Source organism: Aminivibrio pyruvatiphilus, from assembly GCF_004366815.1.
GTDB classification, from domain to species: Bacteria; Synergistota; Synergistia; order Synergistales; family Aminobacteriaceae; genus Aminivibrio; species Aminivibrio pyruvatiphilus.
Genome location: NZ_SORI01000004.1, coordinates 24,796 through 38,759, shown reverse-complemented (window position 1 = coordinate 38,759; position 13,964 = coordinate 24,796). Strand labels below are relative to the sequence as shown.

Genomic DNA, 13,964 nt, shown 5'->3' with positions numbered 1-13,964 from the left:
AAACCTATGCTTCCGCCTTCACGGGCTGTTTGCCCATTTCGGCAAGCTGGCGGTAGATCTCATACCGCTCCTTGGCGTCCTTCTCGGCCTTTTCAAAGAGCTGGTCCGCCACATCGGGGAACTCCTTCTTCAGGGAAGCGTACCGGACTTCGCTCATGAGGAACTCCTGGAAATCAGCCTTGGGCTCCTTGGAATCCAGGACGAAGGGGTTCTTTCCTTCAAGGGCAAGGTCGGGGTTATACCTGTAAAGGTGCCAGTAGCCGGCTTCCACCGCCTTTTTCGTCTGTTCCTGGGTCTTGCCCATTCCGGCACCGATGCCGTGAGCAATGCAGGGGGCGTAGGCGATCACTAGGGAGGGCCCCTTGTACGCTTCGGCTTCCTTCAGGGCCTTCATCAGCTGGTTCTTGTCTGCTCCCATGCCAACCTGGGCAACGTAGACGTAACCGTAGGTCATGGCAATCCGGCCGAGGTCCTTCTTCTTGACCCGCTTGCCGGAGGCGGCAAACTTGGCAATAGCGGCGGTGGGAGTGGATTTGGAGGACTGTCCGCCGGTGTTGGAATAGACTTCCGTGTCGAGGACGAGGACGTTCACGTCTTCTCCGGAAGCAAGCACATGGTCGAGGCCGCCGAAGCCGATATCATAAGCCCAGCCGTCGCCGCCGAAAATCCAGACGGATTTCTTGACAAGATAGTCTTTCCTGCAGGCAATTTCGCACAGCAGCTTATTGCCTTCAGCTCCGATATCCCTGTCCAGGACGGCGAGCACCTTTTCCGCGGCTGCCTTCGATTTTTCTCCGTCGTCCATGGACTCCAGCCATTCGGTAAAGGCGGCCTTCATGTCTTCGGGGATATCCATCGCAACGAGGCCGTTCATGGCATCGACGATGTAATCAACCGTGGCGTTGAGGGAGAGTTTCATGCCGTACCCGTATTCGGCATTGTCCTCGAAGAGGGAATTCGCCCATGCAGGCCCCTGCCCCTTTGCGTTGACGGTGTAGGGCATGCTCGGAGCCGAACCGCCCCAGATGGAGGTGCATCCGGTGGCGTTTGCAACGATCATCCTGTCTCCGAAGAGCTGGGTGACCAGTTTAACATAAGGAGTTTCTCCGCATCCCGAGCATGCACCGGAGAACTCAAGAAGCGGCTGGGAGAACTGGCTTCCCTTGACTGTGAACTTGTTCGTCTCGGCAGACTTGTCCGAAACGGTGAGAGCGTAGTTCCAGTTCGGTATTTCCTTCTCCTGGGTGGCAAGGGGCTTCATCTCGAGGGCGCCCACGGGACAGATGTCAGCGCAGTTTCCGCAGCCCATGCAGTCCAGGACGTCAACCTGCATCTTGTACCTGCATCCGGGGAATTCCTTTCCCTTGATTTCCACTGCGCCGAATCCTTCGGGAGCCTGGCCGGCTTCCTCTTCGTTCAGGATGAAGGGGCGGATGGAAGCGTGAGGACAGACCATGGAGCACTGGTTGCACTGGATGCACTTGTCGCTCTTCCACTCGGGAACGTTGACGGCAACGCCCCGCTTTTCATAGGCCGACGTGCCCGACGGGAAATGCCCGTCCTCCCGGCCGACAAAAGCGCTGACGGGAAGGCTGTCGCCCTGCTGAGCGTTGATGGGCATGCACACTTCCCTTATGAAATCGGGGATTTCCTCGGGAAGGCCGCTCAGAAGCACCGGATCGGTGGAGGCGTTTGCCCAATCGGCAGGGATTTCGATCTTCTTCAGGGCATCAATCCCGGCATCCACTGCCTTGTAGTTCATCTCGAGGATCTTTTCGCCCTTCTTGCCATAGGTGTGGTCGATGGCATCCTTCATGTACTTCACCGCGTCCTCGATGGGAATGACGCCGGAAAGTTTGAAGAAGGCGGACTGCATGATCATGTTGATCCTGTTGCCGAGACCGATTTCTTCGCCGATATCGGTTCCGTTCATAACGTAGAAGTTGATCTTCCTGTTGGCAAGGTAGCGCTTGACCTTGGCGGGAAGATGCCTGTCCAGATCTTCAACGGATGTCCACTGGGTATTCAGCAGGAACGTGCCGCCTTCCTTCAGGCCGGCAAGAACGTCATACAGGTGGACATACTCCTGCTTGTGGCAGGCGATGAAATCTGCCGTGTCGATGAGGTAGGTGGACTTGATGGGCTTTTTTCCGAAACGGAGATGGGAAACCGTGATACCGCCCGACTTCTTCGAGTCGTAGGCGAAATATCCCTGGGCGTAGAGATCAGTTTCGTCGCCGATGATCTTGATGGAGTTCTTGTTGGCGCCCACCGTTCCGTCGGAGCCGAGTCCCCAGAACTTGCAGCGGATGGTTCCTTCCGGTGCGGCGGCAATCTCCTCGTTGACCGGCAGCGAGGTAAAGGTGACGTCGTCGGTGATGCTGATGGTGAAATGGTCCCTGGGCTGGTAGGACTTGAGATTGTCGAACACCGACTTGATGTGGGTCGGTGTCGTATCCTTGGAGCCGAGACCGTACCTTCCGCCGATCACAAGGGGTTTCTCGGCCTTGTCCTTGAAGAGGGTGCAGACATCCTCATAGAGAGGTTCGCCGAGTGCGCCGATTTCCTTGCAGCGGTCGAGCACGGCGATTCTCTTGACGGAAGCCGGAAGAACATCGAAGAAATACTTCTCTGAGAAGGGCCTGTAGAGGTGAACTTCGAGCACGCCGGTCTTGCCGCCCCGCGCGTTGAGGTAGTCTACCGTCTCCTCGATGGCCTGGCATACAGAGCCCATGGCGATGATCACGTGCTCCGCGTCGGGGGCGCCGTAATAGTTGAAGGGGTGATACTCCCGTCCGGTAAGTTTCTTGATCTCCTGCATGTAGGATTCGACTATTTCGGGAATCACCGTATAGAAACGGTTGATGGCTTCTTTTGCCTGGAAGAAAATATCGGGGTTCTGGGCGGTTCCCTTCTGGAAGGGGCGTTCCGGGTTCATGGCCCGGGCCTTGAACTTCGCAAGGGAGTCATAATCTACGAGTTTCGCCAGGTCTTCATATTCCAGGGCATCGATCTTCTGGACTTCGTGGGAAGTTCTGAAGCCGTCGAAATAGTTGAGAAAGGGAATGCTTCCCTTGATGGCGGCAAGGTGGGCCACCGCAGTGAGATCCATGACTTCCTGGACGCTTCCCGCGGCAAGCATGGCGAAGCCGGTGCCTCTGCAGGCCATGACGTCGCTGTGATCGCCGAAGATTGAGAGTGCGTGGCCTGCTATGGCCCGGGCACTGACATCGAAAACTCCGGGAAGCATTTCGCCGGCGATCTTGTACATATTGGGCATCATGAGAAGAAGTCCCTGGGAGGCCGTAAACGTGGTGGAGAGAGAACCTGCGGAAAGGCTTCCGTGAACTGCGCCGGCAGCTCCTGCCTCGGACTGGAGCTCGGTGACCCTGACAGTTTTTCCGAAAATGTTCTTTCTGCCATGGGCCGCCCATTCATCAATCACTTCGGGCATTGTGGAGGACGGTGTGATGGGATAGATTGCGGCAACTTCAGTGAAAGCGTATGAGACGTGAGCCGCCGCGGTGTTTCCGTCCATCGTTTTCCAGTTTCTTTTCATTAAGGTACCCCCTCTTGAATTTCAGGCGGGGGCGCCTTGAGCCCCTCGGCCTGATTATTATTCCTTCGGAATAGATGCGAAAGGCGAATTCGGACTGCCTTACCTTCTTATTTTACATCAAAACAGGGATTTTGCATTCTGTATAATCCGGCAGCGGCATCGGATGAAAACCAAAATACATAAATTTTCACGTGCTGATCTTACCATAAAGTTTCGTCCGGTCAATTTGTGAAAAAAATTGTGTGAGAAAAATTGCTGAATCAGAAACCGCGGGAGAGGCCTGTCACCGGGAAATGGTTCAGACTGCAGATTCCGGTTTTCCGTGAGGCAAAAGCCATTTTCGGCATCGTTTGTGCGGAGGCGGGATCAGGGCTGTTATAATTGTAACCCTGAAAACTTTGAACTGAACGAAGAGGGGTCCCGAATGTGAGCGATATGAACAGAGCCATTGTTTCGCCCGAGAAGGAGGATCTTCCCCTGGAAATGGACCGGGGAAAGACCGGAGCGGATGTGTTTCTCGAGATAGGATTCGGCAACGGAGAATTTCTCGAGAACCTCGCCGGAGTAAACAGGCAGGGGGTTTTCTGGGGCGTTGAAATGTCAAAAGCCTGCCTGATGAGAGCCTGGAAAAGAATTGAAAAAAAGGATCTCCTCAATGCTTTCCTTGTATGCGGAGACGCCAGGTTCATTTTGAAAGAATGCGTTCCCTCCTGTTCTCTTCAGGGTATTTATATGAATTTTCCCTGCCCGTGGCCGAAAAAGAAGCATTCGAAGAGAAGGGTGTCGAGCGGAGAATTTTCGGCGGAAATCGCAAGGGTGCTCAGGCCCGGAGGTTTTTTTGAACTGGTCACGGACGAGGAATGGTACGGGAGGGAAGTACGGGACGCCCTTTCATCCCACCCGGCGCTTTCGCTCAGCGCATGGGAAATTAATCCCCCGAGAAGTATCAGGACAAAATATGAACGAAAATGGCTCGACATGGGGAAAAAGATATTTCTGTCACGATTTTCGAAAAGAGACGGGAACTGCGAAAGGAAGTCCGGTTTCCTTGGGAGGGCTGAAAACGTGCATATTCGCGTAATGGGAAAACATGATCTGGATTCTTTTCTCGGCAGTCTCTATGGCGCTGAAGGCGGCGTGCCTGATGCCCGCTGGGTGTTCAGGAAACAGTACGCTGCCGGAGACGGAGTCCGTTTGATTGAAGTGGTCGCCTCCGACGGAGCTTTCGAACAGAAGTTTTTTCTCCAGGCGGTCCAGCGTGAGGAAGACGTGCTTATCAAAGTGTCGCCGTATTCCGCACCCTTTCTGACTCCCTCGGTAAAGGGCGCCATCGAAAATCTCGCTGAAAAGCTCGGGCCCCGCGCAGGCGAAAAGTCTCTTTGCGGGCAGAGCTGAAGAGGGGCGGCCCAGGTGAAGGAAGTCCGTCCAACCTCCGGGATAGTACTGCAGGCCCTTTTCAACATTCTCGGCGATCTGCGCGGCAAGGCGTTCCTCGACCTGTTTTCCGGTACGGGAAGAGTTGCCCGCCTGGCGAGGGACCGTGGAGCGGCCCCTGTGGCGGCTGTCGAAATTCTGCCCCGGAGGGTGAAGGACATCAGGTCCCTTTTTTCCGGAGATGACGATGTTACCATACTGACTATGGATGTCAGAAGAGCCGTCGGTTTTCTGCGGAGAAAGGGCTTTCTTTTCGATGTGATATTCGCTGACCCTCCCTACGGGGAAGGGTGGCCTTCCGTCCTGGGGCCGATTCTCTTTCCCCCCGAAGGATCCCTTCTCGCTCCGGGGGGAACGGCGGTTGTGGAACATTCCTCAAGGGAGGAGATGCCGGAAGGGGAAGGCTGGCAGGTTATTGACAGCCGGGAATACGGAGACTCGGTCCTGACATTTCTCTCGTCTGCCGGGAGAGGGGGAGAAGAATGAAACGGTCAATAAGCGCGGTGTACCCTGGTTCCTTTGACCCGATCACGAACGGGCACATCTATATTGCAGAACGGGCAGCCGCTCTGTTCGACGAGGTTGTGGTCAGCGTTCTGCTGAATCCCCAAAAAAAGGCGGCCTTTTCGGTTGAAGAGCGAAAGGCAATGGCCCGGGAGGCTTTGAGCCATCTTCCCAACGTAAAGGTTGACTCTTTTTCGGGCCTCCTTGTGGACTTTCTGCGGCAGGAGCAGAGCCGGATCATCATCAGGGGACTCCGGGCCCTTTCGGACTTCGAGTACGAGTTCCAGCTTGCCCTTATGAACAGACAGCTTGCTCCGGAAATCGAAACGCTGTTCATCGTCACCGAGGCGCGGTATTCATACCTGTCGAGCCATGCGGTGAAGGAAATTTACCAGTTCGGCGGCGCAGTCCATGACATGGTACCCCCCGGGGTCTTCCGGCGGCTCAGGGAACGTTTTCCCCTTCCGGGAAACATTCTCCCATGAGGGGATGCCGTTTCTTTTCTTCTCCCGGAGAAAAAACGGACGTCAGCTCTTCCCACACAGTGCACGCCGTCTGTTCAATGCCTGCGAGGAGAAGACCTTCTCCCTTCAGTCCTGCCGGGGCTTTCCCCATCACGGGGAGGCACGCCGCGGAACGCATTTTTCGAAGAATCTCCATACCGACCACGTCCGCACCGAGAACCCGTATATATTGAGGGCCCGAGCGCTGAAGCTTCCTGTTTTCCTGGTGACCTATCCCAAGGAGGAAATGGATCAGCTGGCGCTGTATTCTGCCCCGCGGATAGCGGGCCGTGATGCACTGTGAGACGAAACCGGGCCAGGAAGTACTGAGGGCGGCATATTTTTTCATCCTGTTTTCCATGCCTTCGGTCATCTCGGACGACCGGGCCAGCTCTTCCGGGGGCGTTCTGAGGATCAGAAAGCGGGTCAGTCTCCAGAGCATTTCCCCGGAGAGAACCACTTTCCCGTCTCTGATGCATCGGCTTAATATCCCGACGGTAGAGGAGGGAAGGGCTTTTTGGGCCTTTTCTCGATTGCCCTCCGCAAGGGCCTTCCTCACTGCCGCAGCGCTCGGCAGGGCATCTCCCAGCGTCGTGTCATGAAACCCGGCTCCCTTCCGCTGCACAGGCCTGCAGGAAAGACAGTACCCTTTTTTTGCAATTCTTTCCATATATGAGAGAGCAAGAGTATTGTTCGGCAACGACACAAAAGTCCCCCACCCGCCGTGTATTTCTTCGAGGGCTGCGGCCCGGGCCTTGACGTAGGAAAATCCCGAATTCAGCTTTTTTTTCAGATTATCCTTGAAATGTGAGGGTTCGTGCACTAGAATATCAAGAATAGGGGCCGTGTCGAATTCGGGCTGCTCCATCCCGAAAGAAAGAGAATCCACCACCCCCGCGGCGGCTAAAATATCCACAGCACCTGCGGCGAAAACACCGGCGTTATGACAGGAAAAAAAAGCCGGCAGTTCAAGCACGAGATTGGCCCCGGCCCTGAGTGCTGATTCAGCCCTGTCCCATTTGCTCATTATGGCAGGTTCGCCCCGTTGGGTAAAATAGGAAGAGAGCACGACAACAATGGCGTCGTCCTTGTTTTCTCTTGCTTTTCCGAGATGAAAAAGATGACCGTTATGAAACGGGTTATATTCGGCCACAATACCTATTATTTTTTTATATATTCCGACCATCCGCCTTCCGCAGGGTTTCACCATAAAAATACAGCCTGGGGACGGCAGCGGTCAAGAAGAAGAGAGGAAGGGGTTGCGTAATGAAAATTCTGGTGGTCAACTGCGGTAGTTCATCCCTCAAGTATCAGCTTTTTGACATGACCGACGAATCGGTCCTCGCCAAGGGACTTGTGGAGAGAATAGGCATAGAGGGAGCCCGGATCAAGCACACGAAGACCGGTATGGATGCCGTTATCAGGAACACGGAGATTTCCAACCACAAGGTGGCCTTCAAGGTTGTAGTCGAGGCCTTGCTCGACGATAGCCACGGAGCGCTGAAGAGCCTCGACGAACTTTCCGCCGTGGGACACCGGGTAGTCCATGCAGGGGAAAAGTATGCCGGCTCAGTCATGATCACCCAGGATGTCATCGACGCCCTTGAAGAGTGCGTCCCCCTCGCCCCCCTCCATAACCCCGCAAACCTCATGGGCATTTATGCCGTTACAGAAGCCCTTCCCAACATACCCCAGGTGGGCGTTTTCGACACCGCCTTCCATCAGACCATGCCGGGATATGCCTACATGTACGGTGTTCCCTACCACTATTACGAGAAGTACAAGGTCCGCCGCTACGGTTTCCACGGCACAAGCCACTTCTACGTGTCCAGGAGGGCTGCGGAAATCCTCGGGAAACCCGTGGAATCCCTCAACATCGTCACATGCCACATGGGCAACGGCAGTTCCATCGCCGCCGTCAAGGGCGGAAAATCCGTGGATACCAGCATGGGATTCAGCCCTCTTCCCGGCGTGATCATGGGAACGAGATCCGGGGACGTTGACCCGCTGCTTGTTTCCTTCCTCTCTGACCAGGAAGGAATTGACAACAAAGCCATGAGCCATGTTCTCAACAAAGAAAGCGGACTTCTGGGAATTTCCGGCGTGAGCAGTGACCTCAGAGATATCGAAGAAGCAGCGGATGCTGGAAACCAGAGAGCCAGGCTTGCGGAAGACATGCTGTATTACGGAGTCAGGAAGTACATCGGATCCTATGCCGCCGCCATGGGCGGAATGGACGTGCTGGTTTTCACCGCCGGCATCGGCGAAAACAGCGGCAGGGCCAGGGAAGGCATCTGCACCGGCCTTGAGTTCATGGGGGTCAAGCTTGACCTTGAGAAAAACAATGTCCGCGGCAAGGAGCGCATTATCAGCACCGACGACAGCCGGGTAAAGGTCCTCGTCGTTCCCACCGATGAAGAACTCGTCATCGCCAGGGATACGAAGAAGATCGCCATGGACAGGAACTAAAGGAAAAATCCCGAGAGGCCCTTCAGAGAATGCTGACAGAAAAGCCGGCGTCATGGAAATTCGAGCTTGAAACTCCGGAACTCGGCAACCCGGAAGCCGTGACCAGTCTTCATGCCGAAACGGGAACAGAGCAGCTCGACAGCATTTTGTACGACGGCCTGACATTTGCCTTTGAGGGACCGATGGTCGTGGATGCAGAGGCCCGTTGGGCCGACAGCGATCTTGCGGTTTCAATGAAGATCTCCGCAGCCTTTTCCGTTCCATGTTCACGATGTCTTGAACCTTCACGTATTGAAATTCTGAACGATTTCCTGTATCTTTATTCATTGCGGAAGAAAGCGTCTGCCGGGGACACTTCCGCGGATGAAGATTTCCATGTCGTACAGGTGTCGAGATGGCAGCGTTTTTTCGATATTTCGGATCATGTATGGGAGTGCATTGTTATATCACTTCCCAGCAAAGTTCTCTGTTCAGCTGACTGCAAGGGGCTATGCCCCCAGTGCGGGCGTCCTCTCAAAAACGGGAAGTGCAGCTGTTCACTGAATGAGCTCGATCCGAGGATGGAAAAGCTTCTCGGCATAAACATTGAAGAGACGCCAGAATAACGAAAAGGAGGGAAGTCCAGAATGGCAACGCCGAAAAGCAGGGTATCCCATGCCCGTACACATAAAAGGAAGTCTGAGTGGATCGGGGCTCTTACTGCTCCGGAAGTTACGACGTGCCCCCATTGCGGTGAGGTGATCCAGAATTACCGGGCCTGCGGTGAGTGTGGTTTTTACCGGGGCAGGCAAGTGATAAAGACCGCCTCGGAAGAGAAAAAAGAGGCTTAATCCGGAGAAACCAGGCAAGAGGAAGGGAAACCTTCCTCTTTTTTTATTTTCCGCCCTCCCCCATATTGACCGTTCGCCCCTGTGGTACTATACTTGCCACATCTTAAGAGCAGATAATATCATCAGGTGCCAAAATGGAGGGGACATCCATTAAGTCTCAAAAAAAGAAAAACAGACAGGACAGGCTATTGAAGCTTATCGAACACAATCCTCTGGCCACCGATGAAGAACTCGCGGCTTTCCTTACAGCAAGCGTGAGCACCATCAGGCTGGACAGAGCTGTTCTGGGTGTCCCGGAGCTGAGGGAAAGGATGCGCTCCATGGCCCAGAAGGCCACCAGCAGGCTCCGCTCTCTGAAACAAAGCGAAGTGGTGGGAGACCTTCTTGAACTTGAGCCGAACAAGTGGGCCCTTTCGGTGCTGGAAACCCGCAGAGAAATGGCTTTCCGGGAAACGGACATGGTGTGGGATCATTACATCTACGCCCAGGCAAGCTCGATTGCCATCGCCGTCGTGGAAGCCGATCTTGTCATAGTGGATTCCATGCGGGGAGAATACAAGGGACACGCGAGGGTGGGAGATTCCCTGGTCGCCAGGGCCAAGGTCGGTGTCCATAAGGACGAAAAGTATATTGTCAGCGTGAGGACGAAAGTGGGCGAAAAGGAAATTTTCGTCGGGAGATTCATTGCTGCAGTAGTATCACACAGCGGACCAGCGTAGCGTGAGAGAGGTGAACTCCATTTGATTCTTGCCCTGGATGCCATGGGCGGTGACCATGGCCCTTCAGAAGTTTGCAGGGGAGCGATTTCCGCCTGCGAAGAGCACCCTGATCTCGAACTTGTTCTCGTGGGCCAAAGCTCTGATATTGAGCCGCTGCTCGCAGGAGTGTCACGGGACGTTTCCGGGAGAATTTCCATTGTCCATGCGGAAGAACGGATAGGCATGGACGAGCATCCTACGGTCGCCATCCGAAAGAAACGCCGCTCGAGCCTTCGTGTAGCTATGGAAATGGTCCGGAGCGGCGAGGCTTCGGGATGTGTTTCCGCCGGCAACACGGGAGCGATTGTAGCTGGTGGCGTTCTGGTTGTGGGACGGATTGCGGGAATCGACCGGCCCGCCCTTGGAGTGGCTCTCCCGACGCTCAACAAGTACACCTTTCTGCTCGACGTGGGGGCGACCGTTCGGAGCAAGCCCGAAAACCTGTTTCAGTTTGCTCACATGGGCAACGTGTATTCAAAAAAAATCCTCGGTGTTTCCGAGCCCCAGGTTGCACTCCTGGCGAACGGGTCGGAAGAAATCAAGGGCGATGAGGTCATAGCGGGAGCGAAAACTCTCATTAAGGCCAGCGGCCTGAATTTCTCCGGTTACGTTGAAGGAGACGACATTCCCTACAGCCGGGCCGATGTTGTCGTCTGCGACGGCTTTTCGGGGAACGTGGTGCTCAAGTTTGCGGAAGGCCTGATGTCGGCGGTGTACTCCATACTCAAGGAAGAGATGGGACACAGAATAATGCCCAAGTTCGGAATGGTCTTCATGATTCCCATGATGAAGGACCTCTGGGCACGGTTCAACTATGAGAAACACGGAGGCACCCCCCTCCTCGGAGTAAACGGGATCGTTGTGAAGGCCCACGGCCGGTCCAAGGCCCCGGCTATCACGAATGCCCTGAGAGTGGCACGGAATTTCGTTCTGCAGAACGGCGTCGAGCTTATCAGAGAAGAGCTGGGGTAAAGGAGGTTTCCCCTATGGGTTTTTTTTCCGGTGTTCCCGTTTCAATAAAGGGTACGGGAATGTATGTTCCCGACAAGGTACTGACGAATGACGATCTTTCCCGGATGGTCGAAACGAACGACGAGTGGATTCGGGAGAGAACCGGCATCTGCCGCCGGCATATTGCAGCGGAAGGAGAGCTGACAAGCGACGTTGCCTTCAGGGCGGCCCGCGACGCCCTCCTGAATTCCGGTACCGATCCCCTTGACCTTGATATGATTATTGTGGCGACGAACAGCCCCGATACTCTCTTTCCCGGAGTCGGCCCAAAGGTACAGGGCCTCCTCGGAGCGGAAAAGGCAGGCGCTTTTGACGTCCAGTCGGGATGCACGAGCGGCGTGTACGCCCTATCCCTGGCGGCCGGCGGCATTGCATCGGGGATCTGGAAAAAAGTCCTCGTCATCGGGGCCGAAGTTCTTTCTCCCCTGATAGACTGGACGGACAGAAACACATGCATCCTTTTCGGAGACGGTGCAGGCGCCGTGGTGCTCGGCGTGTCCGGAGAAGGTGAAGGCCGGTTTATTTCCGCAGACCTGAGATCCGACGGAACAAAACACGACCAGATCACCTTATCCGGCGGGCTAGTGGAACATCCGGCATCAACTGAAACTCTTGAAAACAAGCTTCATTTCGTTTCAATGAAAGGAAATGACGTCTTCCGGTTCGTAAACCGGATCATTCCGCCTTTTTTGCGCCAGTTCTGCCTTGACTCCGGAATGGAACCGGAAGAAATTAACTGGTGGTTTTTCCACCAGGCAAACCAGAGAATAATCGAGCGGGCGGCGGAACGTCTCGGAATTTCTCCCGAAAAAGTGGTCATCAACATCGACGAATACGGCAACACTTCAGCGGCTTCGGTTTTCATCGCTCTCCATGAATTTTTCGGGGCGGGCGGGGTGCAAAAAGGAGACAGGCTGCTCTTTACGGCTTTCGGAGCGGGCATGACCTATGGAGGTATTATCTATGAAGCATGACTCCGGCGCTGCTTTCAGCGAAAACAGAATTACCCGTCTTTTCGGGTGCAGGTACCCCCTGGTCCAGGGAGGCATGGCCTGGGTAGCGGATGCCAGTCTTGCCGCTGCGGTGAGCAACGGCGGAGGGCTTGGCCTCATCGCCGCGGCGAATATGCCCCCCGACCTTCTCGAGATCCAGCTGCAGAAGGTGAGGACCCTGACTGACAGGCCCTTCGGGGTTAACATCATGCTCATGTCGCCCACCGTCGACCAGGTTATCGACCTGGTGGCCAAATACAGGGTTCCCATTGTGACCACCGGAGCGGGAAGCCCGGGAAAGGTTATCGAAATTCTTAAGCCGCTGGGTACTATTATCGTTCCCGTTATCGCTTCGGTCGCCCAGGCTAAAAGAGTGGAAAAACAGGGGGCCGACGCCGTGGTGGCTGAAGGAATGGAGGCGGGCGGGCACATCGGGGAACTCACGACCATGGTCCTCATCCCTCAAATCGCCGATTCCGTGGAGATACCCGTCATCGCTGCCGGCGGCATTGCCGACGGCAGGGGAGTGGCAGCAGCCTTCGCCCTAGGAGCTGAGGGAGTTCAGGTCGGAACCCGTTTTATCTGCTGTGAGGAATCCACTGTTCACCGGGCCTACAAGGAAGCCGTCATCAACGCCAGGGACAGGAGCAACGTGGTGACAGGACGTTTTACGGGACATCCCGTACGCTGCCTGAAGAACAAGCTGACCGCAAAATTCGAGGAACTTGAAAAAGGCGGCGCCTCAGTGGAGGAATACGAACGGCTCGGCGCCGGAAAACTCCGTGCCGCGGTCGTCGACGGCGACGTGGAGTGGGGTTCCGTCATGGCGGGGCAGAGCGCCGCTCTCGTGAATGCCATTCTGCCCGCAGCCGATATCATTAAAGAACTCTTCTCGGGAGCGGAGCACGTTGTTGACTCCCTTCCCGGAAAGATTTTCAGGTGAGGTGATGCGTGTTATGGCCTATTCGCTCATCTTCCCCGGCCAGGGGTCCCAGGAAGCGGGGATGGGAAAAGATTTCTACGATGCCTTTTCCTCTGCAAGGGAAATTTTCCTTCGAGCCGACCAGGCTCTCGGGTTTTCGCTGTCGGATATCATCTTCAACGGTCCGGAGGAAGAACTCAGAAGGACCGCATTCACCCAGCCGGCAATCCTCACTGTCAGCACAGCCATTCTGGAATGCCTGAAAAAGGAAGCAGGCATTAATCCCGCGCCTCTTTCCCTGGCCGGACACAGTCTCGGGGAATACACGGCTCTTGTGGCCTCGGGAGTCCTTTCTCTCGAAGACGGCGTTCGGCTGGTTCATCTTCGGGGCAGGCTCATGCAGGAAGCGGTGCCTGAAGGTGAAGGCGCCATGGCAGCCATTCTCGGACTCGACCAGGAATCGGTTTCTGCAGTCTGTTCGGCCGCAGCCCCCGGGGGGGAGTGTCAGCCGGCGAACTTCAACTCCCCGGGCCAGGTGGTCATTTCGGGGAACACGGCTTTTGTCCATGCGGCCATGGAGAAGGCAAAAGAAGCGGGGGCGAAAAAAACCGTTCTCCTGAACGTCAGCGCCCCCTTCCACAGCAGGCAGATGCGCCCCGTAGCCGACCAACTCCGGGAAGCCTTTGGCTCCCTGATGTGGAATGAGCCTTCAGTGGCGATCATCTCCAACGCACTTGCACGGCCGGTACGTTCCGTCGCCGAAATACAGCAGGCCCTTTTCGACCAGACCTTCATGCCCGTCCTGTGGCACGACTCGGTCATCAGAATGGCGGACGACGGCGTCGATACATTCTTTGAAATCGGCCCCGGATCAGTGCTCACCGGGCTGGTAAAAAAATGCAGAAAGGGAGTCACCGCCCAAACCTGCAGCTCTGTTCAAGAATTCGAAGCTCTTTCAACCAAACTGAAGGAGATGGTGTAG

General features: G+C 55.4%; 13 protein-coding genes. 11 read left to right on the top strand and 2 right to left on the bottom strand.

Annotated elements, in window-relative coordinates; translation table 11 throughout:
• Nucleotides 1–4: 4 nt before the first annotated feature.
• A complete protein-coding gene (gene nifJ / locus C8D99_RS04330) occupies nt 5–3,559 on the bottom strand; it encodes a pyruvate:ferredoxin (flavodoxin) oxidoreductase (RefSeq protein ID WP_133956781.1) in 3,555 nt (1,184 codons plus the stop codon).
• A 435-nt stretch (nt 3,560–3,994) separates the two neighbouring features.
• On the opposite strand from nifJ, the gene trmB reads away from it, so the two are divergent.
• Genes trmB through coaD form a run of 3 tightly spaced genes read left to right on the top strand, consistent with a single transcriptional unit; the run spans nt 3,995 to nt 5,982 of the window.
• Entirely contained in the window at nt 3,995–4,954 is a 960-nt protein-coding gene (gene trmB / locus C8D99_RS04325; RefSeq protein ID WP_208321074.1) for a tRNA (guanosine(46)-N7)-methyltransferase TrmB, read from the top strand.
• A 15-nt stretch (nt 4,955–4,969) separates the two neighbouring features.
• Entirely contained in the window at nt 4,970–5,479 is a 510-nt protein-coding gene (locus tag C8D99_RS04320; RefSeq protein WP_133956777.1) for an RsmD family RNA methyltransferase, read from the top strand.
• Complete coding sequence (gene coaD / locus C8D99_RS04315; RefSeq protein ID WP_133956775.1) at nt 5,476–5,982, top strand: pantetheine-phosphate adenylyltransferase; 507 nt, start codon at nt 5,476–5,478, stop codon at nt 5,980–5,982. The genes C8D99_RS04320 and coaD overlap by 4 nt, the downstream gene beginning before the upstream one ends.
• Here coaD and C8D99_RS04310 read toward each other — a convergent pair.
• Nucleotides 5,942–7,186 carry a tRNA(Met) cytidine acetate ligase gene (locus C8D99_RS04310; RefSeq protein WP_166670001.1) on the bottom strand — a complete coding sequence of 415 codons (1,245 nt, stop codon included), beginning with the start codon at nt 7,184–7,186 and terminating at the stop codon, nt 5,942–5,944. The genes coaD and C8D99_RS04310 overlap by 41 nt on opposite strands.
• Before the next feature lie 80 nt (nt 7,187–7,266).
• Between C8D99_RS04310 and C8D99_RS04305 the strand changes: the two genes are divergently transcribed.
• The 8 genes from C8D99_RS04305 to fabD all read left to right on the top strand — a co-directional run bounded on the left by C8D99_RS04305 (nt 7,267) and on the right by fabD (nt 13,964).
• Entirely contained in the window at nt 7,267–8,469 is a 1,203-nt protein-coding gene (locus C8D99_RS04305; RefSeq protein WP_133956771.1) for an acetate/propionate family kinase, read from the top strand.
• Between the two features lie 29 nt (nt 8,470–8,498).
• Nucleotides 8,499–9,074 (top strand): YceD family protein, encoded by a 576-nt coding sequence (locus C8D99_RS04300; protein ID WP_133956769.1) that lies wholly within the window; start codon nt 8,499–8,501, stop codon nt 9,072–9,074.
• Nucleotides 9,075–9,095: 21 nt separating this feature from the next.
• Nucleotides 9,096–9,299, top strand: coding sequence for a 50S ribosomal protein L32 (gene rpmF / locus C8D99_RS04295; RefSeq protein WP_133956767.1), 204 nt, complete (start codon nt 9,096–9,098; stop codon nt 9,297–9,299).
• Nucleotides 9,300–9,433: 134 nt separating this feature from the next.
• Nucleotides 9,434–10,018, top strand: a complete 585-nt coding sequence (fapR, locus tag C8D99_RS04290; protein WP_133956765.1) for a transcription factor FapR — start codon at nt 9,434–9,436, stop codon at nt 10,016–10,018.
• A gap of 21 nt (nt 10,019–10,039) precedes the next feature.
• Complete coding sequence (gene plsX, locus C8D99_RS04285) at nt 10,040–11,029, top strand: phosphate acyltransferase PlsX (RefSeq protein WP_133956763.1); 990 nt, start codon at nt 10,040–10,042, stop codon at nt 11,027–11,029.
• A 14-nt stretch (nt 11,030–11,043) separates the two neighbouring features.
• Entirely contained in the window at nt 11,044–12,042 is a 999-nt protein-coding gene (locus C8D99_RS04280; RefSeq protein ID WP_133956761.1) for a beta-ketoacyl-ACP synthase III, read from the top strand.
• A complete protein-coding gene (gene fabK, locus C8D99_RS04275) occupies nt 12,032–13,003 on the top strand; it encodes an enoyl-[acyl-carrier-protein] reductase FabK (protein ID WP_133956759.1) in 972 nt (323 codons plus the stop codon). The genes C8D99_RS04280 and fabK overlap by 11 nt, the downstream gene beginning before the upstream one ends.
• A gap of 13 nt (nt 13,004–13,016) precedes the next feature.
• A complete protein-coding gene (gene fabD, locus C8D99_RS04270) occupies nt 13,017–13,964 on the top strand; it encodes an ACP S-malonyltransferase (protein ID WP_133956757.1) in 948 nt (315 codons plus the stop codon).